Annotated in this window: 17 protein-coding genes and 1 tRNA gene; 14 read left to right on the forward strand and 4 right to left on the reverse strand. The window is 71.9% G+C overall.

The window, feature by feature from the left end:
* Positions 1–8: 8 nt before the first annotated feature.
* The 12 genes from J7I94_RS02710 (at position 9) to J7I94_RS02765 (ending at position 17014) form a co-directional block, all read left to right on the forward strand.
* Complete coding sequence (locus tag J7I94_RS02710; protein WP_215164830.1) at positions 9–1061, forward strand: substrate-binding domain-containing protein; 1053 nt, start codon at positions 9–11, stop codon at positions 1059–1061.
* 719 nt (positions 1062–1780) lie between these two features.
* Entirely contained in the window at positions 1781–2911 is a 1131-nt protein-coding gene (locus J7I94_RS02715) for a Gfo/Idh/MocA family protein (protein WP_215164879.1), read from the forward strand.
* A gap of 15 nt (positions 2912–2926) precedes the next feature.
* Positions 2927–3925, forward strand: coding sequence for a sugar phosphate isomerase/epimerase (locus J7I94_RS02720; RefSeq protein ID WP_215164831.1), 999 nt, complete (start codon positions 2927–2929; stop codon positions 3923–3925).
* 168 nt (positions 3926–4093) lie between these two features.
* Positions 4094–7801, forward strand: coding sequence for a ThuA domain-containing protein (locus J7I94_RS02725; RefSeq protein ID WP_215164832.1), 3708 nt, complete (start codon positions 4094–4096; stop codon positions 7799–7801).
* Between the two features lie 175 nt (positions 7802–7976).
* On the forward strand, positions 7977–9158 hold the full coding sequence (locus J7I94_RS02730; protein ID WP_215164833.1) for an inositol-3-phosphate synthase: 1182 nt from the start codon (positions 7977–7979) through the stop codon (positions 9156–9158).
* Entirely contained in the window at positions 9155–10450 is a 1296-nt protein-coding gene (locus J7I94_RS02735; protein ID WP_308114481.1) for an SCO3242 family prenyltransferase, read from the forward strand. The genes J7I94_RS02730 and J7I94_RS02735 overlap by 4 nt, the downstream gene beginning before the upstream one ends.
* The gene (locus J7I94_RS02740; protein WP_215164834.1) at positions 10447–11463 is read left to right on the forward strand and encodes a sugar phosphate isomerase/epimerase; all 1017 of its coding nucleotides are present in this window, start codon (positions 10447–10449) and stop codon (positions 11461–11463) included. The genes J7I94_RS02735 and J7I94_RS02740 overlap by 4 nt, the downstream gene beginning before the upstream one ends.
* Complete coding sequence (locus J7I94_RS02745; protein WP_215164835.1) at positions 11460–12197, forward strand: EboA domain-containing protein; 738 nt, start codon at positions 11460–11462, stop codon at positions 12195–12197. The genes J7I94_RS02740 and J7I94_RS02745 overlap by 4 nt, the downstream gene beginning before the upstream one ends.
* Positions 12197–13045: a TatD family hydrolase gene (locus J7I94_RS02750; RefSeq protein ID WP_215164836.1), complete on the forward strand. Its 849-nt coding sequence runs from the start codon at positions 12197–12199 to the stop codon at positions 13043–13045. Before J7I94_RS02745 ends, J7I94_RS02750 begins: the two co-directional genes overlap by 1 nt.
* Positions 13046–13048: 3 nt before the next feature.
* On the forward strand, positions 13049–14218 hold the full coding sequence (gene eboE, locus J7I94_RS02755) for a metabolite traffic protein EboE (RefSeq protein WP_215164837.1): 1170 nt from the start codon (positions 13049–13051) through the stop codon (positions 14216–14218).
* Positions 14215–15618: a nucleotide pyrophosphatase/phosphodiesterase family protein gene (locus tag J7I94_RS02760; RefSeq protein WP_215164838.1), complete on the forward strand. Its 1404-nt coding sequence runs from the start codon at positions 14215–14217 to the stop codon at positions 15616–15618. Before eboE ends, J7I94_RS02760 begins: the two co-directional genes overlap by 4 nt.
* Before the next feature lie 154 nt (positions 15619–15772).
* Positions 15773–17014 carry a sugar phosphate isomerase/epimerase gene (locus J7I94_RS02765; protein WP_251074556.1) on the forward strand — a complete coding sequence of 414 codons (1242 nt, stop codon included), beginning with the start codon at positions 15773–15775 and terminating at the stop codon, positions 17012–17014.
* 126 nt (positions 17015–17140) lie between these two features.
* Here J7I94_RS02765 and J7I94_RS02770 read toward each other — a convergent pair whose 3' ends face one another.
* The 4 genes from J7I94_RS02770 to J7I94_RS02785 all read right to left on the reverse strand — a co-directional run bounded on the left by J7I94_RS02770 (position 17141) and on the right by J7I94_RS02785 (position 23758).
* A complete protein-coding gene (locus tag J7I94_RS02770; protein WP_215164839.1) occupies positions 17141–18529 on the reverse strand; it encodes an OFA family MFS transporter in 1389 nt (462 codons plus the stop codon).
* A 123-nt stretch (positions 18530–18652) separates the two neighbouring features.
* On the reverse strand, positions 18653–20797 hold the full coding sequence (locus J7I94_RS02775; protein ID WP_215164840.1) for an acetate--CoA ligase family protein: 2145 nt from the start codon (positions 20795–20797) through the stop codon (positions 18653–18655).
* Positions 20798–20801: 4 nt separating this feature from the next.
* Positions 20802–22034, reverse strand: a complete 1233-nt coding sequence (frc, locus tag J7I94_RS02780; protein ID WP_215164841.1) for a formyl-CoA transferase — start codon at positions 22032–22034, stop codon at positions 20802–20804.
* A 35-nt stretch (positions 22035–22069) separates the two neighbouring features.
* Complete coding sequence (locus J7I94_RS02785) at positions 22070–23758, reverse strand: thiamine pyrophosphate-binding protein (RefSeq protein ID WP_215164842.1); 1689 nt, start codon at positions 23756–23758, stop codon at positions 22070–22072.
* A gap of 296 nt (positions 23759–24054) precedes the next feature.
* Between J7I94_RS02785 and J7I94_RS02790 the strand changes: the two genes are divergently transcribed.
* Both J7I94_RS02790 and J7I94_RS02795 read left to right on the forward strand, forming a co-directional pair.
* Positions 24055–24139 (forward strand) — tRNA-Leu (locus J7I94_RS02790).
* A gap of 126 nt (positions 24140–24265) precedes the next feature.
* Entirely contained in the window at positions 24266–25249 is a 984-nt protein-coding gene (locus J7I94_RS02795; RefSeq protein ID WP_215164843.1) for a hypothetical protein, read from the forward strand.
* The last annotated feature ends 76 nt before the right edge of the window (positions 25250–25325 follow it).

The raw sequence follows: 25325 nt of genomic DNA on the forward strand, positions 1-25325 counted from the left end.
TGACCGTCATGCCAGAGCACACGCCGTTCGCAAGCCGCAGAGGGCTGCTGTTCGGAGCCGCAGCCGTGTCCGCCGGGGCCTTCCTCACCGGGTGCACGAGCAACGAGTCGGACGACGACGAGGGGGCGGGCGCCAGCACCCAGCCCGCCGCCGACGACAAGCCCGGCAAGCAGGTCACCATCGGCTACGCCGGTCCGCTCGCCGACCACGGCTGGCTCAACGCCATCAACGACCAGGCCAAGGGCCGCGCCGAGAAGTACTCCGACGTGACCCTGGAGGTCACCGAGGGCTCCAACGACACCGCCCAGCAGATCGGCCAGATCGAGACCCTCATCAACAAGAAGGTCGACGTCCTGGTGGTGCTGCCCGCCGACGGCAAGGCGCTCACGCAGGTCGGGCTGAAGGCCATGCGGGCCGGAATCCCCGTGGTCAACCTCGACCGCGTCTTCAACACCCCGCAGGCGTACCGCTGCTGGGTCGGCGGCGACAACTACGGCATGGGCCTCAACGCCGGGCACTACATCGGCGAGAAGCTCAAGGACAAGGCCGACGCCCGGGTCGTCGAACTGGCCGGCATCGACAACCTCGAACTGACCCGGCAGCGCACCAAGGGCTTCGACGACGCCCTGAAGAACTACCCCAACATCAAGAAGGTGGCCCGCCAGGCCGCCGACTTCACCGTCGAGTCCGGCCAGGCCAAGATGGCCCAGCTGCTCCAGGCCCAGTCGAAGTTCGACGCCCTGTGGAACCACGACGACGACCAGGGCGTGGGCGCCCTGCGCGCCATCGAACAGGCCGGCCGCGACGACTTCCTGATGGTCGGCGGCGCGGGCGCGCTCGCCGCGTTCCAGGCCATCAAGCAGGACAACGGCGTCCTGAAGGCGACCGTCCTCTACCCGCCGACCATGGCCGCCTCCGCGATCGACCTCGCCCGCGCGCTGGGCCAGGGCAAGGGGATCGGCGGCCTCGCCGAGTACGAGATCCCTGCGTCGATCACGCTCTACTCGGCGGTCGTCGACAAGGAGAACGTCGACCAGTACATGTCCACCGGCTTCAAGTGAGACCGGGCCGCCCGCCCCGGGGGCCTGACCAGCCTCCGGGGGCCTGACCAGCCCAGCCACCGGGGGCCTGACCAGCCACTGGGGGCGGGGGCCCGGCTCATGGGGCTGACGGGCTCTGGGCCGGGGGCCGTGCTTGCGGGGCGGGTCGGTTTCGGGCCGGGGGCCGTGCCTGCGGGGCGGACCGGCTTGGGGCCGGGGCCGCGCTCGCTGGTTCGACCGGCACCGGGGCAGGGGCCGCGCCCGAAGCGGGTCCGGCACCGGGGCGGGACCCGCGCTCACGGGTCCGACCAGCCCGGGCGGGACCCGAAGGGCCATCGCACCACCACGACGAGGAGGACATCCGCATGGGACAGCCGCAGCAGCCCGAGGGGGCCGGGGCGGAGACACCGGCCGCCGGGGCCGCGGACACCGGGGCCATCGCCGCCGGGTCCGTGGACACGGGGAAGTCGGGCTTGACGGACACGTCGGGGGCGACGGAGGTGACGGGGACGCCGGGGGCGGCGGAGGTGACGCAGGTGACGGGGACGCCGGAGGCGACCGGCGCGCCCACCGCGACCGGTGCCCCCACCGCGACCGGTGCCCCCACCGCGACCGGTACCCCCACCGCGACGGCCACGCCCACCGCGACGGCCACGCCCACCGCGACCGGCACCCCGGTCGTCACCGCCCCGACCCCGGCCGCGGCGCCGTCCGTGTCGAGACCGCCCCTGCGGGTCGGCATGGTCGGGTACGCCTTCATGGGCGCCGCCCACTCCCAGGGCTGGCGCACCGCGGGCCGCGTCTTCGACCTGCCGCTGAACCCCGTACTGGCCGCGATCTGCGGGCGGGACGCCGACGCCGTCCGCACCGCGGCCGACCGGCACGGCTGGGCGGCGACCGAGACCGACTGGCACGCCCTCGTCGAACGGGACGACGTCGACCTCGTCGACATCTGCACCCCCGGCGACAGCCACGCCGAGATCGCGCTGGCCGCGCTGGCCGCCGGCAAACACGTCCTGTGCGAGAAGCCACTGGCCAACACCGTCGCCGAGGCCGAGGCCATGACCCGCGCCGCCGAAGCGGCCGCCGCCCGCGGCCAGGTGGCCATGGTCGGCTTCAACTACCGCCGCGTCCCCGCCACCGCGCTGGCCCGGCGGATGGTCGCGGAGGGCCGCATCGGCAGGCTGCGGCACGTGCGGGTGGCGTACCTCCAGGACTGGCTGGTGGACCCCGCCGCCCCGCTGACCTGGCGGCTGCGCAAGGAACTCGCCGGCTCCGGCGCGCTCGGCGACCTCGGCGCCCACATCGTCGACCTCGCCCAGTACCTGACCGGCGAACGGCTGGCCGGCGTCTCCGCCCTCACCGAGACCTTCGTCCGGGAACGCCCCCTCTCCTCCGGCCCCGCCGGCGGCGCGGGCACCGGCCGGGTCACCGTGGACGACGCCGCCGTCTTCACCGGCCGCTTCCCCTCCGGCGCCCTCGCCTCCTTCGAGGCCACCCGCTACGCCACCGGCCGCAAGAACGCCCTGCGCATCGAACTCAACGGTGAACAGGGATCGTTGGCCTTCGATCTGGAACGTCTCAACGAGCTGACCTACCACGACGGCACGGAGCGGGGGGAGCACGCGGGGTTCCGCCGCATCCTCGTCACCGAACCCGGACACCCCTACCTGGACGCCTGGTGGCCGCCCGGCCACGGCCTCGGCTACGAGCACACCTTCGTCCACCAGGCCCGCGACCTCGTCCACGCCGTCGCCGAGGGCCGCGCCCCGGAGCCGTCCTTCGCCGACGGGCTCCAAGTGCAGCGGGTGCTCGCCGCCGTGGAGGAGAGCGCCGAGAAGAACGCCGTCTACACGCCCGTCGCCGTCTGAGGAGGATCTGCCACGATGCCGCGCCCGTTCACACTCTTCACCGGCCAGTGGGCGGACCTGCCCCTGGAGGAGGTCTGCCGGCTCGCCCGCGACTTCGGCTACGACGGCCTCGAACTCGCCTGCTGGGGCGACCACTTCGAGGTCGACAAGGCCCTCGCCGACCCGTCCTACGTCGACGGCCGCCACCAGCTCCTCGACAAGTACGGCCTGAAGTGCTGGGCCGTCTCCAACCACCTCGTCGGCCAAGCCGTCTGCGACGCCATCATCGACGAGCGCCACCAGGCGATCCTGCCCGCCCGGATCTGGGGCGACGGCGACGCGGAGGGCGTACGGCAGCGGGCCGCCGCCGAACTCAAGGACACCGCGCGGGCCGCCCGCCGGCTCGGCGTCGACACCGTCATCGGCTTCACCGGCTCCGCCATCTGGCACCTGGTCGCCATGTTCCCGCCCGCCTCCGAGTCCATGATCGAGCGCGGTTACCAGGACTTCGCCGACCGCTGGAACCCGATTCTGGACGTCTTCGACGCCGAGGGCGTCCGCTTCGCCCACGAGGTCCACCCCAGCGAGATCGCCTACGACTACTGGACCACCCAGCGGGCCCTGGAGGCCGTCGGCCACCGTCCCGCCTTCGGCCTCAACTTCGACCCCTCCCACTTCGTCTGGCAGGACCTCGACCCGGTCGGCTTCCTGTGGGACTTCCGCGACCGGATCTACCACGTCGACTGCAAGGAGGCCCGCAAGCGCCTCGACGGCCGCAACGGCCGGCTCGGCTCCCACCTGCCCTGGGGCGACCCCCGGCGCGGCTGGGACTTCGTCTCCGCCGGGCACGGCGACGTCCCCTGGGAGGACGTCTTCCGCATGCTGCGCGCCATCGACTACCAGGGCCCTGTCTCCGTGGAGTGGGAGGACGCCGGCATGGACCGCCTCCAGGGCGCCCCCGAGGCCCTGACCCGCCTGAAGACCTACGACTACGAGCCGCCCAGCGCGTCCTTCGACGCGGCGTTCAACAGCTGAGCGTTCAGCGGCTGCGCCATCGGCAGCTGAGTGTTCGGCATCTGAACGCCGCGGCTCGGCACACCTCCGGGGTGACGGCGCACCCCGGCGCCCGCACCGTACCTCCTCACCCGGCACGCCTTCGCACACCCCATCCCGTACGGCCCACCCGTTCCCGGAGGGACTTCCGTGCACAGAACCAGATCCACGAGCACCAGGAGAACCGGACTCCGCACCACCCTCGCCCTGTTCACCGGCCTGCTGCTGGCCGTGGGCGCCCCGGCCGGCATCGCCGGCGCCCAGCCCGGCGCCGCGGCCCAGGCCGACCCGGCCCCCGCGGCCGAAGGACAGTTCCAGCAGGTGCCGCTCGCCAAGGGCGAACCCGAGATGGGCGAGCCCATGTCGCTCGCCGTGCTCCCGGACCGCAGCGTCCTGCACACCTCGCGCGACGGCACCCTGCGCCTCACCGACCAGGGCGGCGTCACCAAGATCGCCGGCAGGATCCCCGTCTACAGCCACGACGAGGAGGGCCTGCAGGGCGTCGGCATCGACCCGGACTTCGAGAACAACCGGGCGATCTACCTCTACTACGCCCCGCCGCTGGACACCCCCGCGGGCGACGCCCCGGAGAACGGCACCGCCGCCGACTTCGCCAAGTTCGACGGCGTCAACCGGCTCTCCCGGTTCGTCCTCAACCCCAACGGCACCCTGGACCTGGCCAGCGAGAAGAAGGTCCTGGACGTCGCCGCCTCCCGCGGCACCTGCTGCCACGTCGGCGGTGACATCGACTTCGACGCCGAGGGCAACCTCTACCTCTCCACCGGCGACGACTCCAACCCGTTCGCCTCCGACGGCTTCACCCCGATCGACGAGCGGCCCGACCGCAACCCGGCCTTCGACGCCCGCCGCAGCTCCGGCAACACCAACGACCTGCGCGGCAAGATCCTGCGCATCAAGGTCGCCGAGGACGGCTCGTACACGATCCCGGAGGGCAACCTCTTCGCCCCCGGCACCGAGAAGACCCGTCCCGAGATCTACGCGATGGGCTTCCGCAACCCGTTCCGGATGAGCGTCGACGACAAGACCGGCATCGTCTACGTCGGCGACTACGGCCCCGACGCCGGCGCCGCCGACCCGAACCGGGGCCCGGCCGGACAGGTCGAGTTCGCCAAGGTCACCGAGCCCGCCAACTTCGGCTGGCCGTTCTGCACCGGCGACAACGACCCGTACGTCGACTACGACTTCGCCACCGGCACCTCCGGCGAGACCTTCGACTGCGCGGCCCCGAAGAACACCTCGCCGCACAACACCGGCCTGGTCGACCTGCCGCCCGCGCAGGCCGCCTGGATCCCGTACGACGACGACTCCGTGCCCGAGCTCGGCAGCGGCTCCGAGTCCCCGATGGCCGGCCCGGTCTACCGCTACGACCCCGACCTCGACTCCGAGGTGAAGTTCCCCGAGGCGTACGACGGTGACTTCTTCGCCGGTGAGTTCGGCCGCCAGTGGATCAAGCGGATCGAGCAGAACGAGGACGGCACGGTCGCGGCGATCAACGACTTCCCGTGGACCGGCACCCAGATCATGGACATGGAGTTCGGCCCCGACGGCGCGCTCTACGTCCTCGACTACGGCCTCTCCTGGTTCCAGGGCGACGACGACTCCGCCCTCTACCGGATCGAGAGCGCCGAGGACGGCTTCTCTCCGATCGCCGAGGTGAGCGCCGACAAGACCTCCGGCGCGGCCGGCCTCAAGGTCAAGTTCACCGCCACCGCCAAGGACGCCGACTCCCCGGAGCTGACCTACAGCTGGGACTTCGGCGACGGCACCACGGGCGAGGGGCTCACCCCCACCCACACGTACAAGAAGGCCGGCACCTACACCGCGACCTTCACCGCCAAGGACCCTGAGGGCAACACCGGCAACGCCAGTGTCCGCATCGTGGTCGGCAACACCGAGCCCAAGGTGAAGATCGACGTTCCCGGCAACGGCGCCCTGGCCGCCTTCGGTGAGCCCGTCCCCTTCAAGGTGACGGTGACCGACCCCGAGGAGACGGTCGACTGCTCCAAGGTCAAGGTCGTCTACAGCCTCGGCCACGACAACCACGCCCACGAGCTGACCAGCGAGACGGGCTGCGAGGGCACCCTCAAGCCGCCCGCCGGGGACGGCGGTCACGACCCGAACGCCAACATCTACGGCGTCGTCGGCGCCAGCTACACCGACGGCGGCGCCAATGGCCAGGAGGCGCTGACCGGCACCGCCCGCACCGTGCTCCAGCCGCTGCACCGCCAGGCCGAGCACTTCACCGCCCAGCAGGGCGTGTCGGTGATCGACAAGACGGGCGCCAACGGCGGCAAGACCGTCGGCGACGTCCACGACGGCGACTGGATCTCCTTCACCCCCTACAAGTTCGACGGGCAGAAGAAGCTGACCGTCCGGGCCTCCTCCGGCGGTGACGGCGGCTTCGTCGAGCTGCGCACCGGCTCGCCCACCGGCAAGCTGCACGGCTCGGCGTACATCCCGCCGACCGGCGGCTGGGAGACGTTCCAGGACGTCGACGTGCCGCTGCGGTCCCTGCCCAGGAAGACCTCGGACATCTACCTCGTCTTCAAGGGCGGCAGCGGCGCGCTGTTCGACGTGGACGACTTCGAGTTCTCCAAGGAGCCTTTCAAGAACGGCAAGAAGGTCCTCGTCTTCTCCAAGACGGCCGGCTTCCGCCACGACTCCATCCCGGAGGGCGTCGCCGCGCTGAAGGAGCTCGGCGCCCCGGCCGGCATCACCGTCACCGCAACCGAGGAGGCCAGGCAGTTCACCACGGCCAACCTCGCCAAGTACGACGCGGTCGCCTTCATGTCCACGACCGGTGACGTCCTCGACGCCGACCAGCAGAAGGCGTTCGAGAACTACATCCGGGGCGGTGGCGGCTACCTGGGCATCCACGCCGCCGCCGACACGGAGTACGACTGGTCGTTCTACGGCGGACTCGTCGGCGCCTACTTCGACTCGCACCCGGCCCAGCAGAAGGCCACCGTACGCGTCGAGGACCACGCCCACCCGGCCACCGCGCACCTCGGCGACACCTGGGAGCGCACCGACGAGCTGTACAACTACCGCACCAACCCGCGCGACCGGGTCAAGGTCCTCGCCACCCTCGACGAGACCACCTACCAGGGCGGCACCATGAAGGGCGACCACCCGATCGCCTGGTGCCAGAACTACGAAGGCGGCCGGTCCTTCTACACCGGACTCGGCCACACCAAGGAGTCCTACGCCGACGAGGCCTTCCGGGCCCATCTGCTCGGCGGCCTCCAGTACGCCGCCGGCCAGGTCAAGGCCGACTGCAAGCCGGACAAGGGCTACCGCAAGATCTTCAACGGCCAGACCCTGGACGGCTGGAAGCAGGCCGGCCCCGGCACGTTCGACATCAAGGACGGCACGCTGGAGTCCAACGGCGGCATGGGCCTGCTCTGGTACCAGGCCAAGGAGCTGAAGTCGTACTCGCTCAAGCTCGACTGGAAGATGCGCGGCGACGACAACTCCGGGATCTTCGTGGGCTTCCCGGCCTCCGACGACCCCTGGTCCGCGGTGGACAAGGGGTACGAGATCCAGATCGACGCCACGGACGCGGCCGACCGCACCACGGGTGCCGTCTACTCGTTCAAGTCGGCGAACATCAAGGCCCGTGACCAGGTCCTGCGCCCGCCCGGCCAGTGGAACTCCTACGAGATCAAGGTCCAGGGCGAACGCCTCCAGGTGTTCCTCAACGGAGTCAAGATCAACGACTTCACCAACAAGGACCCCGAGCGGAGCCTGACGGACGGCTACATAGGTCTCCAGAACCACGGCGCCGCCGACAAGGTCTCCTTCCGCGACATCCAGCTGAAGGAACTGCCCGACTAGCCCTCCTGGGGCTGTCAGACGGCGGCGGGCGGGGGACGCCGGACCCCCGCCCGCCGTCACCGCCCGGCACCACCGGGGCATCACCCGGCACCACCGGGGCATCACCCGGCACCGCCGGGGCATCACCCGGTTCGGCCGGGGCTCCACCCCGACGCGTTCGACAAGGAGGCTGCCCATGTCCGCGTCCCCCTCTCCTTCCTCTTCCGTTTCCTCTTCCGCTTCCCGTACCGGTGTGTGGCTGATCGGTGCGCGCGGTTCCGTCGCCACGACCGTGGTGGCGGGCTGCGCGGCCATGACGGCCGGCCTGCACCCGCCGACCGGCCTGGTCACCGAGACCCCCCGCTTCGCCGGCTCCGGCCTCCCTTCCCTCTCCTCCCTCGTCTTCGGCGGCCACGACACCGTGGACTGCCCCCTCCCCAAGCGCGCCGAGGCCCTGGCCGCCGGCGGCGTACTGCCGCCCGGTCTGCCCGCCGCCGTCCATGCCGACCTCGCGGCCGCGGAAGGGGAGATCCGCCCAGGCGGCCCCCTGCCCGGCGACACCCGCTCCGCCGAGGAGCTGATCACCGCCTTCGCCGCCGACATCCGCGACTTCGTCCGCCGCTCCGGAGTGGCGCGGGCGGTGGTCGTCAACGTGGCCTCCACCGAGCCGCTCGCCACCGGCCGGGACCTGCCGCCCAGCTCCCTCTACGCGGCGGCGGCCCTGCGCGCCGGCTGCCCGTACGTCAACTTCACCCCCTCCACCGGCCTGCACCACCCCTCCCTGGCCGCCGAGGCGGCATCCTGCGGCCTGCCGTACGCCGGCCGCGACGGCAAGACCGGGCAGACGCTGCTGCGCTCGGTACTGGGCCCGATGTTCGCCCAGCGAGCGCTCACCGTCCGGGCCTGGTCCGGCACCAACCTCCTCGGCGGCGGCGACGGCGCCGCCCTCGCCGACCCGGCCGCCGCGGCGGCCAAGAACGCCGGCAAGGAACGCGTCCTCGCCGACACCCTCGGCACCACCATCGAGGGCGAGGTCCACATCGACGACGTCCCCGCGCTCGGCGACTTCAAGACGGCCTGGGACCACATCGCCTTCGACGGGTTCCTGGGCACCCGCATGATCCTCCAGACCATCTGGCAGGGCTGCGACTCCGCCCTCGCCGCCCCCCTCGTCCTCGACCTGGCCCGCCTGGTCGCCCGCTCCCACGAGGTGGGCCTGACCGGCCCCCTGCGCGAACTGGGCTTCTACTTCAAGGACCCGGTGGGGGACGGGCCGTCCGCCCTCGGCGACCAGTACGCGGAACTCCTCGGCTTCGCGGACCGCCTGGCAGCGCGGCCGACCGGTGACGCGCCCTCCGGCCCGGGGGACCGCCGGTGAACCGGCCGACCGACGCGACGGCGAGCACGGACGCGGTACGAGACGCCTCCGGCCCCACCGGCCGGCCGGATACGGAGCCACGCCCCCGCCTGACCGGGACCACGCCCCAGGGGCACCACGCCCCCCGCGCGGTCGAGGAGCCCCACCAGCCGCACACCCCCGTTGGCTCCCGCGCCCGCGCCTGGGTCGAACTGCTCCGGCTGCCCGCCCTGTTCACCGTCCCCGGCGACGTACTGGCCGGCACGGCGGCGGCCGGCGCCCGGCCCGGGTACCGCACCCTGCTCTCCATCGGTTCCTCCGTCTGTCTGTACGAGGCCGGCATGGTCCTCAACGACTGGGCCGACCGCACCGAGGACGCCGCCGAACGCCCCCACCGCCCCCTCCCGTCCGGCCGTGTGCTCCCCACCGCCGCCCTCACCGCCGCGTGTGCCCTGACCGGCGCCGGCCTGGCCCTCGCGGCGGGTGCCGGCCGTCCCGCCCTCGCGGTGGCCGCACCCCTCGCGGCGACCGTCTGGGCCTACGACCTCGCCCTGAAGCACACGCCCGCCGGCCCGGTCGCCATGGCCGGGGCGCGTGCCCTGGACCTGCTCCTGGGCGCCGCGGCCAGCGCGGGACGCACCCGCTCGGCCCTGCCCTCGGCGGCCCTCCTGGGGACCCACACCCTCGCGGTCACGGCCGTGTCCCGCCGGGAGACCACCGGCGGATCGACGACGGCCCCGCTCGCGGCCCTCGCCACCACCGCCCTGCTGACCCGGCTGGTGACCCGGCGACCCACCCGACCCCCGGCAGACCGACGGGAAGCAGCCTCCCGCGGTCTGCCGGGCCTCACCCCGGCGATCCGACCGACGCGGAAGGAACGGCCGGCGCGGACGGGAGGGCCGGCACTGACGGACCGGTCAGCACCGACGGTCCGGACAGCGCCGACGGTCCGGTCAGCGGTGACGGACCGGTCAGCGGTGACGGACCGGGCAGTACCGACGGTCCGGTCAGTACCGGCGGTCCGGTCAGCGATGGCGGACCGGGCAGTGCCGACGGACCGGGCGTCGGGGCGGGAGCGGCTCACCGCCGTCCTCGGCGCCGCCTACGCCGCCACGGCCGCCCGCCCCTACTTCCACGCCGCCCTCAACCCCTCACCCCAGCTCACCCAACGCGCTGTCGGCGGCGGTATCCGGGCCACGATCCCCCTCCAGGCCGCCCTCGCCACCCGTTCCGGCGCGAGCGCCGTGGGTCTCCTGGTCGCGGGGCTCGCTCCACTGGGCCGACGGTTCGCGAGGAAGGTGAGCATCACATGACGCCGCCCGCACCGCAGGACGCCGCCACCGCCCCCCTCCGGTTCGGCTACGGCACCAACGGCCTCGCCGACCTGCGCCTGGACGACGCCCTCTCCCTCCTCGCCGACCTCGGCTACGACGGCGTGGGACTGACCCTCGACCACATGCACCTCGATCCGCTCGCCCCGGACCTGGCCGCCCGCACCCGCCGGCTCGCGCACCGGCTGGACACCCTCGGCCTGGACGTCACCGTCGAGACGGGCGCCCGCTATGTCCTGGACCCACGCCGCAAACACGGACCCTCCCTCCTCGATCCCGACCCGGACGACCGTGCCCGCCGCGTCGACCTGCTGCTCACCGCCGTACGGGTCGCCGCCGACCTCGGTGCCCACGCCGTCCACTGCTTCAGCGGCATCACCCCCGAGGGCACCGGCACCAAGGAAGCATGGCAACGCCTGACCGCCGCCCTCACCCCGGTCCTGGACGCCGCCACCACCGCCGGCGTCCCACTCGCCGTCGAACCCGAACCAGGTCACCTCCTCGCCACCCTGGCCGACTTCCACCACCTGCGCCGCGCCCTCGGCGATCCCGAGGCGCTCGGCCTCACCCTCGACATCGGCCACTGCCAGTGCCTCGAACCGCTCCCTCCCGCCGACTGCGTACGCGCCGCCGGTCCCTGGCTGCGGCACGTCCAGATCGAGGACATGCGCCGCGGTGTCCATGAGCACCTCCCGTTCGGTGCGGGCGAGATCGACTTCCCGCCCGTCCTCGCGGCCCTCGCCGCCACCGGCTACCAGGGCCTGACCGTCGTCGAGCTGCCCCGCCACTCCCACGCCGGCCCCCACTTCGCCGCCCATTCCCTTCCCTTCCTCCACCAGGCGGCGACCGCGGCCGACGTCCCCGTCACACGAGCCCCCGCCCCCGCCTCGGCCGAAACTCCCGTCCCCCGGACCCCCACCGCCACCGACCTCCCGGCGCCGGCCGCCCCACCCCCAGGCGTGCCCTCCGCCACCCCACAAGGGAGCACCTCATGACGCACCCGCACGCCACCCACCCCACTCGGCGCACGGAAGACACCGGCGTCGCGCGGAACGACGCCCGGGGCCGGGGCACCACCCCCGCCACGACCCCGCCGGCCGACCTGCGTGCCGCCCTCACCGCCCGGCTCGACCCCGACGCCCGCCGCTGGCTCGACCAGGCCCTCGACGAGGCCGGCGCCCACCCCGGCGGCCACGGCCCGATCTCCGCGTGGGAACTGCGCCTCGCCGAGGCCGGCCGCCGCTGCGGCCCGGCCCACGCCGACGCCGCCCGCGTCCTGATCCTGCACGCGGCCCGCGCCGGAGCCGACGCGCTGGCCCGGGTCTACCACCAGGGCACCGCCGACGAACGCCGCGCCGTGCTGTACGCCCTGCCCCACCTGGTGCCCGGCACCGATGCGCTGCCGCTCGTCGAGGACGCCCTGCGCACCAACGACACCCGGCTGCTGGCCGCCGCCGTCGGTCCGTACGCGGCCCGGCACCTCGATGACCACCAGTGGCGGCACGCGGTACTGAAGTGCTTGTTCACCGACGTCGGCGTCGCCCCTGTGGCGGAGCTGGACCGCCGGGCCCGCGGGGACGCCGAACTCGCCCGGATGCTCGCCGACTACGCCGCCGAACGCACCGCCGCGGGCCGTCCCGTCCCCGAAGACCTGCACCGCGTCCTGGCCCTGACCGAACCGGCGACCGAGTCGCACGGCCCGGCAGACCCCCACGGCAAGGAGTCCTGATGCGCATCTTCGACCCCCACATCCACATGACCTCCCGGACCACCGACGACTACGAGGCCATGTATGCCGCGGGCGTCCGCGCCCTGGTCGAACCCGCCTTCTGGCTCGGTCAGCCCCGCACCTCCCCGGCCTCCTTCCGGGACTACTTCGACGCCCTCCTCGGCTGGGAACCCTTCCGCGCCGCCCAGTACGGCATCGCCCACCACTGCACCATCGCCCTCAACCCCAAGGAGGCCAACGACCCGCGCTGCACACCCGTCCTCGACGAACTGCCCCGCTACCTGGTCAAGGACCGCGTCGTCGCCGTCGGTGAGATCGGCTACGACTCCATGACCCCCGCCGAGGACACCGCGCTCGCCGCCCAGCTCCAGCTCGCCGCCGACCACGGTCTGCCGGCGCTGGTGCACACCCCGCACCGCGACAAGCTGGCCGGGCTGCGCCGCACCCTCGACGTGGTCCGCGAGTCCGCGCTCCCCGCCGACCGGGTCCTGGTCGACCACCTCAACGAGACCACCGTCGAGGAGGCCAAGGACGCGGGCTGCTGGCTCGGCTTCTCCGTCTATCCGGACACCAAGATGGACGAGGAACGGATGGTCGCGATCCTCCGCGCCTACGGACCGGACCAGGTGCTGGTGAACTCCGCCGCCGACTGGGGCCGCAGCGACCCGCTCAAGACCCGCAAGGTCGCCGACCTGATGCTCGCCGAGGGCTTCACCGAGGACGACGTGGACCGTGTGCTGTGGCGCAACCCGGTTGCCTTCTACGGGCTCAGCGGACGCCTCGACCTGGACGTGGCCCGGCCCGACGCCACCCACGAGGGCAACTCGATCCTGCGCGGCGGTGAGTGAGCGATGCGCTTCCGGCACCCCGACGGCTCCGTCGTCCACCTCGCCTACTGCACCAACGTGCACCCTGCCGAGACCCTCGACGGCGTCCTCGCCCAGCTCCGCGACCACTGCGAACCCGTGCGCCGCCGCCTGGGCCGCGACCGCCTCGGCATCGGCCTGTGGCTGGCCCGCGACGCCGCCCACGCCCTGGTCACCGACCCGTCCGCACTGCGCGGCCTGCGCGCCGAACTCGACCGGCGCGGCCTGGAGGTCGTCACCCTCAACGGCTTCCCCTATGAAGGGTTCGGCGCGGAAGAGGTCAAGTACCGCGTCTACAAGCCGGACTGGGCCGACCCCGAGCGCCTGGAGCACACCACCTCCCTCGCCCGCGTCCTCGCCGGCCTGCTCCCCGACGACGTCACCGAGGGCAGCGTCTCCACCCTCCCGCTGGCCTGGCGCACCGCCTACGACGACGCCCGCGCCGAAAAGGCCCGCGCCGCCCTGGTCACCCTCGCCGAACGCCTCGACGCCCTCCAGGAGCTGACCGGCCGCTCCATCCGCGTCGGCCTGGAACCCGAACCCGGCTGCGTCGTCGAAACGACCCGGGACGCCATCGCCCCGCTCACCGCGATCGGCCACGACCGCATCGGCATCTGCGTCGACACCTGCCACCTCGCCACCTCCTTCGAAGACCCGCACACCGCCCTGGACGCCCTCACCGCCGCCCAGGTCCCCATCGTCAAATCCCAGCTCTCCGCCGCCCTGCACGCCGAACACCCCCGTCTCCCCGAGGTCCGCGACGCGCTCGCCGCCTTCGCCGAACCCCGCTTCCTGCACCAGACCCGCACCACCGAGCCCGGCCGGCTGCACGGCACCGACGACCTGGACCAGGCACTGAACGGCACCGCCCTGCCCGACACCTCCCCGTGGCGCGCCCACTTCCACGTCCCCCTGCACGCGGCCCCCGCAGCGCCCCTCACCTCCACCCTCGACGTCCTCCAAGCCACGCTGACCCGCCTCGTCGGCGGTCCGCACCCCCTCACCCGGCACCTGGAGGTGGAGACCTACACCTGGCAGGCCCTCCCTCCCGAACTGCGCCCCCGGGTCCGCGCCCAGCTCACCGACGGCATCGCCGCCGAGCTGACCCTCGCCCGCGAACTGCTCACCGACCTCGGTCTGAAGGAGCTGCCATGACCGGACCCGCCCGGCCCGAAGGCACCGGCCCCACCCCGCTCCTCGTCCTCGACGTCGTCGGCCTCACCCCCCGTCTCCTCGACCACATGCCCCACCTCAAGACGCTCGCCCAGTCCGGCTCCCGCGCGCCGCTCGGCACCGTCCTGCCCGCCGTCACCTGCGCCGCCCAGTCCACCTTCCTCACCGGCACCCTCCCCGCCGAACACGGCATCGTCGGCAACGGCTGGTACTTCCGCGAACTCGGCGACGTCCTGCTGTGGCGCCAGCACAACGGACTCGTCACCGGCGACAAGCTCTGGGACGCCGCCCGCCGCGTCCACCCCGGCTACACCGTCGCCAACATCTGCTGGTGGTACGCCATGGGCGCCGACACCGACATCACCGTCACCCCCCGTCCCGTCTACTACGCCGACGGCCGCAAGGAACCCGACTGCTACACCCGGCCCCCGGCCCTGCACGACGAACTCACCGGAAAACTCGGCACCTTCCCCCTCTTCCACTTCTGGGGCCCCGGCGCGGACCTGGTCTCCAGCCAGTGGATCGTCGACGCGACCCGCCACATCCTCCGCACCCGTCACCCCGACCTGGCCCTGTGCTACCTCCCCCACCTCGACTACGACCTGCAGCGCTTCGGCCCCGACGACCCGCGCTCCCTCCAAGCCGCCACCGACCTGGACGCGGCCATGGCCCCGCTCCTGGACGACGCCCGCGCCGAGGGCCGTACCGTCGTCGCCCTGTCCGAGTACGGCATCACCCGCGTGAACCGGCCCGTGGACATCAACCGCGCCCTGCGCCGCGCCGGCCTCCTGGAGGTGCACACGCAGGACGGCATGGAGTACCTCGACCCGATGGCCTCCCGCGCCTTCGCGGTCGCCGACCACCAGATCGCCCACGTCTACGTCCGCCGCCCCGAGGACCTCGCCGCCACCCGCGCTGCCCTCGCCGGACTGCCCGGCATCGAGCAACTCCTGGACGACGAGGGCAAGAAGGCCCACCACCTCGACCATCCGCGCGCCGGTGAACTCGTCGCCGTCGCGGAGCCGGACGCCTGGTTCACGTACTACTACTGGCTCGACGACGCCCGCGCGCCCGACTTCGCGCAGCTCGTCGAGATCCACCGCAAACCCGGCTACGACCCGGTCGAGCTGTTCATGGACCCGCTCGACCCCTATGTCAAGGTCAAGGCGGCCACCGCCCTGGCCCGCAAGAAACTCGGCATGCGCTACCGCATGGCGGTCGTGCCGCTGGACGCCTCACCTATTCGCGGCAGCCACGGCCGCCTCCCCGCGAGCGACGACGACGGTCCGCTCCTCATCTGCTCCACCCCCCGCGCTGTCGGCGACCGCGTCGCGGCCACCGACGTCAAGAAACTCCTGCTCCATCTCGCCGGACTCGACTGATGAACGGCCGCGTGCGGCCCCGAGTTCCAGCTACCGACAGTGAAGCACGCGCCACTGACAACGACCCGCCCCCCGACCCTCCGTCCGGCTTCGGACCGGGAATCGGCGCAGGTCACGACCGAGAAGGCAGGCACCCGTGAGACCGTTCTCCGACATGTCCCGCACCGTCACGGACCGTACCGACGGCTCAGACACTCCCGACAACCCCGGCACCTTCGACGGCCCGGACACCTTCGACGCCCCCCGCGGCTCCGACGAGGCCCTGCGCCGCAGCCTCGGGCTCAGCCGCCGCCGGGTCCTCAGCACCTGCACCGCCGTCGCCGGCGCGGCCGTCGCCGCCCCCGTCTTCGGCGCCTCACCGGCCCTGGCCCACGACCGGGACAGCGACCGGGGCCACGGCCACGGGCATGGCGGTGACATCCTCGTCCCCGCCCACAAGCGCGGCATCATCCTCTACACCGTCCGCGACGCGACCGCCCGGGACCCGCTCGCCACCGACCTGCCCTCCGGCTTCCGGGAGGTCTTCAAGCAGCTCGCCCGCCACGGTTACCGCCAGGTCGAGTTCGCGGGCTACCGTCAGCACGCCAACGCACCCGGCGGCGCGGACCTGGAGACGGTCGAGGGCGCCAAGCTGCTGCGCTCCTGGCTCGACGAGTACGGCCTGCGCGCCCAGGGCAACCACGGCTTCATCCCGCCGTCCTGGCCGCTGACCAGCGCCGACCTGGACACCTTCAAGAAGCACCTGGAGATCGCCAACATCCTGGGCCTCGGTCACATGGGCACCGGCGGCGACCCCACCGGCAGCTCCTACCGGGCCGACTGGGACATCGCCGCCGACAAGTGGAACGCCCTGGGCGAGATCGCCCGCCGGGAGGGCGTCAAGCTCTACACCCACAACCACGACGCGGCGTACGGCTTCCTGCTCGACGGCGGCCCGCTGGACGACCAGGGACGGCCCACGCGCAGCTCCGGCATCCGCAAGCTGGAGTACTTCCTGAAGGTCACCGACCCCAGGGTCGTCTGGCTGGAGATGGACATCTTCTGGGCGCACGTCGCCCAGTACAAGTTCCACACCTACACCGCCCACGACGGCTCGACCCGGAAGAACGTCTTCGACCCGGCCGGCCTGGTGGCCCGCCACAACAAGCGCTATCCGCTGTTCCACGCCAAGGACGGCGTCGTGAGCACGACCAACGGCATGGGCTACGAGATGGTGCCCTTCGGCACCGGCGTCATCGACTACACGACGTTCTTCTCCCGGGTCGGGCAGCGCAACTACCGCAACCCGATGATCGAGGACGACAACTCGCCGAGCGCCACCGATCCGGCACAGTCGCTGCGCGAGGCCAAGATCAGTTACGACAACCTCGCGGCCCTGCGCAAGCGTCGCCGCTGACCCGCCCGCACACGGGACGGCCCCTCCCGAACCCCCGCGGGAGGGGCGGCCCCATGTGTCCCCATGCGTCCCTGTCTGCCCCCATGTGTCACTGAGAAACACCTCGGACGCGGAGTCGCTCCCGGCTCAGGCCATTTCCTCGCCCAGCGGATGCGGATTGGGCACGACGCGCTTCGCCTTGGGCCTGCCCGGTGCCTTCAGGAACAGCGCCAGCACCGCGGAGGCCAGCCCGATGGAGCCGGCCAGGGCGAACGCGCCCTCGTAGTCCCAGGCGCCGACCACGACCGCGCCCAGGCCGGAACCGACGAGCCCCGAGACCAGTTTCGAGCTGTAGACCATGCCGTAGTTGGTCGCGTTGTTGTTCTCACCGAAGTAGTCCGCCGTCATGGCGGCGAACAAGGGGAAGATGGCGCCGCCGCCGAAGCCCGAGACCATCGAGCAGAACAGGAAGAACGGCATCACGCCCATCTTCCCGGAGGCCAGCACCCCGAACTGGGCGACACCGAGCACGACGCACACGATGATCAGGGTGTTGCGACGGCCGAAGCGGTCGGAGATCCAGCCGATGACCCCGCGCCCGGTGCCGTTGACGATCGCCTTCAGGGACATCGCGGTCGCCACGATGCCGCCCGCGAAACCCATGTCCTTGCCGAACGGCACCTGGAAGGCGATGCCGAAGATGTTGATGCCGGCCGTGCACAGCAGGCAGAACCACATCATCCACAGGACGGGTGTGCGCGCGGCCTCCTTGGGGGTGTACTGCTTGACCGCCGGCGGGTTCTTCGCCAGGGCCCGGCGGATCTTCGGGTCGTCGGTCTGCCGCAGCGGGTCGACGTGCGCGGGCCACCAGTTCTTCGGCGGATCCTTGAAGAACCAGCCCGCCGACGCCACGACCAGGCACAGCCCGACGCCGACACAGACCAGCACCGTCTGGTAGTTGCCCAGGTCCATGTACGAGGTGAACAGGAACACGAAGGGCACGGAGCCGTAGGCGAAGCCGCCGTTGACGAAGCCCGTCTTGCCGCCCTTGCGCTCCGGATACCACTTGCCGACCATGTTCACGCAGGTCGCGTAGACCAGACCGGCGCCGATGCCGCTGCACATGCCGAAGCCGAGGTAGGCGAAGGTGACGTGCGGCGCGTAGGCCAGGGACACATAGCCCAGCAGGGTGCCGACCGCGCCGATCAGCATCGCCCCGCGCGCGGGGAGCCTGCCGCTCTCCCGCAGGTGCCCGGCCGGCAGGGCCACGGCCGCCTGGAAGAAAATCCAGACGCCCATCAGCCAGAAGATGTGTCCGCTGTTCCACAGGTGGGCCTCGTGGAGGGTGTCCTCCGCCGAGGTGAACGCGTACTCGGCCGAACTGATGCCCATCATGCCGATCCACGGCAGGATGACCATCCACTTGCGCGGCCGCCCCATGATGTCGACGTCGGACTCGCCGAGCCGGTACACGCGGCCGTTGTGGTCCGTCACCTCCCGGAAAGGGACGGACGTCGAGATGTCGGTGGTTGTCATGTCGTTCAGCACCCCTTGCGTGCGAAAGCTCTGGCCAGCGCCCCCTGTCCAATGCCTCACGTGTGCGCACGGGTCCTGGGGCCGGCCGACGCGCACCGTCGGCCGGCCCCGCAACGCCTCAGCTCATGTACCGCCCCCCAGCACGCCCGCAGCGCGGGCCCAGCGGTACTTCGCGCCGAGCACGGCCACCGGTTTCTCGGTCGTGTACGGGTACGCCACGACCCCCCGCTCGAAGAGGTACCGGCACGCCTCCTCGACCTCCACATCGCCCGCGAGAGAGGCCACCACGGGCTTCTCGACGCCGCGCTCGCGGAATTCGGCCACCACGCGCGCGGTCAGCTCGGCGAAGACCAGGGGAGGGGTCACGATGGTGTGCCAGTAGCCGAGGACCAACGCGTGGATGCGCGGGTCCTCGAGCCCCAGCCGGATCGTCGCCTCGTACGTCGACGGCGGCTCGCCCCCGGTGATGTCCACCGGGTTGCCCGCCGCCCCGAAGGGCGGGATGAACTCCCGGAAGGCGGCGTCCAGGTCCGGCGGGATCTCCATCAGGGACAGCCCGTTGTCCGTCACCGCGTCGGACAGCAGGACGCCGCTGCCGCCGGCCCCGGTGATGATGACGACGTTGTCACCCCGGGGAGCGGGAAGCACCGGCAACGCGCGCGCGTACTCCAGCATGTCGTTCAGACCGGGAGCCCGGATCACCCCGGCCTGCCGGAGGATGTCGTCGTACACGGCGTCGTCCCCGGCCAGTGCCCCGGTGTGCGACCCGGCCGCCCTGGCGCCCGCCGCCGTACGGCCCGCCTTGAGGACGACCACCGGCTTCTTCGGCACCGTCGCCCGCGCGGCCGCCACGAAGGCACGGCCGTCCTTGAGGTCCTCCAGGTGCATCGCTATGCACTCGGTGTGCGGGTCCTCGCCGAACCAGGTCAGCAGGTCGTCCTCGTCCAGGTCCGACTTGTTGCCCAGCCCGACGATCGCCGACACACCCGTCCCGGTGGAGCGGGCGAAGCCCAGGATGGCCATCCCGATGCCGCCCGACTGACTGGTCAGCGCGACACCGCCCTTGACGTCGTAGGGCGTGCAGAACGTGGCGCACAGGTCCTGCCACGTCGAGTAGTAGCCGTAGATGTTCGGCCCGAGCAGCCGGACGCCGTACCGCTCGGCGATCGCCACGATCTCCTCCTGGAGGGCGTGTTCGCCGATCTCCGCGAAGCCGGAGGGGATGAGGACGGCGTTGGGTATGCCCTTGCGGCCCACCTCCTCCAGTGCGGCGGCGACGAACCGCGCCGGGATCGCGAAGACCGCGACGTCCACCTCACCGGGCACGTCCGTGACGCTCTTGTACGCCTTGCGGCCCAGAATGTCGTCCGCCTTGGGGTTCACCGGGTGGATGTCCCCGGCGAAACCGCCGTCGACCAGGTTGCGCATCACCGAGTTGCCGATCTTGCCCTGCTCGTTGGAGGCGCCGATCACGGCGACCGACCGCGGCTGCATCAGGCGGCGCATGGAGGCGAGGATCTCCTCACGCGCGTAACGGCGGCGCGGTGCGGCCCGCGTCCCGGAGAGGATCACACGGATGTCGGCGGCGACGGCACCCGCAGGGGTGGCGATCACCGGGTTGAGGTCCACCTCGGCGATCTCGGGGAAGTCCGTGACGAGCTCGGAGACCCGCCGGATCTGCTCCGCCACCGCCCACCGGTCCACGCCCTGCTGCCCCCGCACCCCGCGCAGCACCTGGGCCGCCCGGATCGAGTCCAGCATGGACAACGCCTCGTCGGCGTCCACGGGCGCCAGCCGGAACGTGACGTCCTTGAGGACCTCCACCAGCACCCCGCCGAGCCCGAACGCCACCACCTTCCCGAACGTCGGATCGGTCACCGCGCCGACGATGACCTCCTGCCCCGGCGGCAGCAACGCCTGGACCTGTACGCCCTGGACGCGGGCGTCCGCGTCGTACGCGCGCGCGTTCTCCACGATCCGGTGGAACGCCGCGCGGACGTCGGCGGCCCCCTCGACACCGACGACCACACCGCCCGCGTCGGTCTTGTGTGAGATGTCCGGCGAGACGATCTTCATCACCACGGGACCGCCGAAGCGGGCCGCGCACGCCACCGCCTCGTCGACGTCGGTCGCCAGCTCCTCGCCGGGTACGGCGATCCCGTACGCGTCGGCGAGCACCTTGCCCTCGGGCGCGGTGAGCGCGGTCCGTCCCTCGGCGCGCACGGCGTCCAGGAGCGCGCGCACCCGCGCCGTCCGGTCCTCGGCCATCACCTCAGATCACCCCGTCCGACTTGAGCAGGCGCAGTTCCTCGTCGCCGAGGCCCAGCTCACCGACGTAGACCTCTTCGTTGTGCTCGCCCAGCAGCGGGGAACCGCTGACCTCCACGGGGGAGTCGGAGAGCTTGAGCGGGCTGCCCACGGTCACGAACTCGCCGCGCTCGGGATGGGGCACGCGGACCACCATCTCGTTGGCGGCCAGCGACCGGTCCTCGATGATCTCCTTGGTGGACAGGATCGGCCCGCACGGGATGTTGTGCGCGTTCAGCCGCTCCAGCACCTCCCACTTCGGCAGGGTGGACGACCACTCCTCGATCAGCTGGAACATCTTGTTCAGCTTCGGCAGCCGGGCCGCCGGCGTCGCCCACTCGGGGTCGTCGGCCAGTTCCGGCCGGCCGATCAGCTCGGTGAGCGGCTGCCAGCCGACCGGCTGCACGATGACGTACACGTAGTCGTTGGGGCCGCCCGGCGCGCACTTGACCGCCCAGCCGGGCTGGCCGCCGCCGGACGCGTTGCCGGACCGGGGAACCTCGTCGCCGAAGTCCTCGTTGGGATATTCGGCGAGTGGACCATGGCTCAGGCGCTGCTGGTCGCGCAGCTTCACCCGGCAGAGGTTGAGCACCGCGTGCTGCATGGCCACGTTCACCCGCTGCCCGCGCCCGGTGCGCTCCCGCTGGTACAGCGCCGCGAGGATGCCCGCCACGGCGTGGACGCCCGTGCCCGAGTCCCCGATCTGGGCCCCCGTCGCCAGCGGCGGCCCGTCCTCGAAACCGGTGGTGGACATCGATCCGCCCATGGCCTGCGCGACGACCTCGTACGCCTTGAAGTTGGTGTACGGGCCTTCGCCGAACCCCTTGATGGAGGCGTAGACGATCCGTGGATTGATCTCCTTGATCCGGTCCCAGGTGAACCCCATGCGGTCCACCGCGCCCGGCCCGAAGTTCTCGACCATGACGTCCGAGCGCCGGATCAGCTCGGTGAGGATCTCCTTGCCGCGCTCGGTCTTGGTGTTGAGGGTGATGCTCCGCTTGTTGCAGTTGAGCATCGTGAAATAGAGGGAGTCCACGTCCGGCAGGTCCCGCAACTGCCTGCGGGTGATGTCGCCGGTCGGCGCCTCCAGTTTGACCACGTCCGCGCCGAGCCAGGCGAGCAGCTGGGTCGCGGAGGGGCCGGACTGCACATGCGTCATGTCCAGGACGCGGATGCCCTCAAGAGCCTTGCCTGCCATGGGCGATGTCATGGGCGATGTCATGGGCGATCACCTCACTTGTACATGGTCTGGTTCATGGTTCCGGGGGCGTACGCGTCCGGGTCGACCCAGACGTTGATCAGCGACGGCTTGCCCGACTCGCGGGCCCGGCGCAGCGCGGGGCCGATGTCGGCGGGGTCGCGGACCTCCTCGCCGTGTCCGCCGAGCATGCGCGCGAACTGGTCGTAGGGGACGTCGCCGAGGGTGTTGCCGACCCGCTCGCGGGCCTTGCCGTACTTGGCGGCCTGGCCGTAGCGGATCTGGTTCATGGAGGAGTTGTTGCCGACGACGCCGACGAAGGGGAGGTCGTAGCGGACGAGGGTCTCGAAGTCCCAGCCGGTGAGCGAGAAGGCGCCGTCGCCGAAGAGGGCGACCACCTCCTTGTCGGGGCGTGCCTGCTTGGCGGCGAGCACGAAGGGCACACCGACGCCGAGGGTGCCGAGCGGTCCCGGGTCCATCCAGTGCCCGGGCGACTTGGGCTGCACGACCTGACCGGAGAAGGTGACGATGTCGCCGCCGTCGCCGATGTAGACCGAGTCCTCGGTGAGGAAGTCGTTGATCTCGCTGACCAGCCGGTACGGGTGGATGGGGGAGGCGTCCGACCGGAGCTGCGGCAGCCGCTTGTCGAGCGCGGCCCGCTCCGCCGCGCGCAGTTCGTCCAGCCACTCCTTGCGCCGGGCCGCGCCGCCGTTCAGCCGTCCGGAGGCCGCCTCGGTCACCGCCTTGAGCACCAGCCCGGCGTCCCCGACGATGCCGAGGTCGATGTCGCGGTTCTTGCCGACGGTGCGGTAGTCGAGGTCGATCTGCACGACCGTCGCGTCGGGGGAGAGCCGCTTGCCGTAGCCCATCCGGAAGTCGAAGGGCGTGCCGACGATGACGATGACGTCGGCGCCGGAGAAGGCGTAGCGCCGGGACAGCTGGAAGTGGTGCGGGTCGCCGGGCGGTAGGGTGCCGCGGCCGGCGCCGTTCATGTACGCCGGGATGTTCAGCGTGCGCACCAGCTCGACGGCGGCCTCGGTGCCTCGGGTGGTCCACACCTGGCTGCCGAGGAGGATCGCCGGCTTCTCGGCGTGCGCCAGCAGGTCGGCGAGCCGCTCGATCGCCGCCGGGTCACCGGCCGACCTCGTGGAGGCCCGGTAGGCGCCGGCCTTCGGTACCCGGGCCTTGTCCACCGGCACCTTCGCGTCGAGCACATCGCGCGGTATCTCCAGGAAGGAGGGCCCGGGAGCGCCGTGGTAGCACTCGCGGAACGCCATCGACACCATGTCCGCCGCGCGGGCGGTGGACGGCACGGTGGCCGCGAACTTGGTGATCGGCGCCATCATGTCGACGTGCGGAAGGTCCTGGAGCGACCCCATCTTGTGCTGGGCGAGGGCACCTTGGCCGCCGATCAGCACCATCGGTGACTCGGCACGGAAGGCGTTGGCGACACCGGTGACGGCGTCGGTGGTGCCGGGTCCCGCGGTGACGACCGCGCAGCCGGGCTTGCCGGTGACCCGGGCGTACCCGTCGGCGGCGTGCGCGGCGACCTGCTCGTGGCGGACGTCGACGACCTCGATGCCCTCGTCCACGCAGCCGTCGTAGATGTCGATGATGTGGCCGCCGCAGAGGGTGTAGATGCGGTCGACCCCTTCGGCCTTGAGGGCCTTGGCCACGAGGTGACCGCCGGAAATGACGTCCTGGGACTGGGTGTCCTCGGGCATGCGAAATCTGTCCCTTCCATGAGGGGGCGGGGCGCTCTCGCGGTAGATTGCATACAGTCGACGAATACTGTATGAAGCTTGTTATCCCGCATTCGGCAGGTGGTGTCCAGGGGGCGTGCGGCACTTTCGGTCCGCGTGGAGCGACACCCGGCGGGTGAGCGGCTGCCGGGCGCCGTCGCGGGCACGGCCCCGGGCCGTCCCTGGGGGACGGAAACGCAGGTGAAAGGCACTGCGAAACCTTGGTATGGTTGTCCATGTCGCCGCGGGGAACACCCCTGGCGGACGGCAGACACCTGGTCCGGGTGGCGGAATGGCAGACGCGCTAGCTTGAGGTGCTAGTGCCCTTTATCGGGCGTGGGGGTTCAAGTCCCCCCTCGGACACCGGAGAGCAAGAGACCCCTGTTCATCAGGGGTCTCTTGCGTGTTCTCAGGCGTGTGCCCGCAGGTCGGCCCGGTCCCGGAAACTCGCTGGCCCGGCCGGCGTCCGCACCGTGATACTCGACGTCCATGACACGCGATGACCGCACCGGAGACACCCCGGTCAACCCGGCGTTGCGTCGGGTGCTGGCGCGGCCCGACGGCCACGAACTGCTGGAACTGCTGGCCGACGGGTTGCCGGGCGCGGACCTGACCACGCTGCTGCTGGAGGTGTTCCGGCGCCGTGCGGAGCGGCTGACACCGGCCGAGGTGATGCGGCGCTACCGCAGTGACCGGTTCGTGGCCCCGGCGCCGGTCGACTTCGCCGCCCTGCGCCGCACCGAGGACGCGTTGGTGTCGGCGTTGCCCGAGGGGTTCGAGGTGCTCGTGCTCGCCCCGGTCGTGCCGCTGGCCGCGCATTCGGCCGTGGCGACCGTCGATCCGCGCAAGGTGATCGCGACTGTCCGAGGCAGCGAGGTGGCGGCCGATCCGACGAACGCGCTGGCGCTGGAGGCATCGCACCGGCGCTCCTCGGCGCTGGCTGCCGACCCGCGTTCGCAGGCGCCGGTCCGGCTGGCGGCCGGCCAGCGAGTGGTCCGCGCCCAGAGCTTCGGCGGGCCGCGTGACCTGGCCCACTTCCAGCTCTTCGGTCTGGTGACCGCCGGCCGGGACACCGGCAACCGGCTCTTCGAGCACCGGCACCTGGTGGAACACCTGGGGTTCGCCGCCCGGGCGATGGCCGCCGTCGGCGCACAGGACACGGAGATCGCCCTGACCTGCCTGGAGGAGGCGGCCGGTCCGGTCGTCGAGCGGGTGCGCCACGACCTCGCCGGGCTGCCAGGAGTACGGGTGTGCGAGGACCCCGACCGGGCCACCGGACGCGGCTACTACACCGGCGTCTGCTTCAAGGTCTTCGCCGGCATCGGAGGCCGCCGGACGGAAGTCGGCGACGGCGGCTTCGTCCGCTGGAGCCAGCTGCTCACCGGCAACCGTAAGGAACGCCTGCTGATCAGCGGTTACGGCGTCGACCGACTCACCGGGGCCCGGACGTCGCCGCAGCCGGGCCAGGGGTGACGGCTGCCGGACGACTTGGTATTTCGTATCCTCACGAAATATTTTCTCTCCTGGCCGACCGGCTCGTGTCGACCGG

Source organism: Streptomyces sp. ISL-12, assembly GCF_018614415.1.
Lineage (GTDB): Bacteria > Actinomycetota > Actinomycetes > Streptomycetales > Streptomycetaceae > Streptomyces.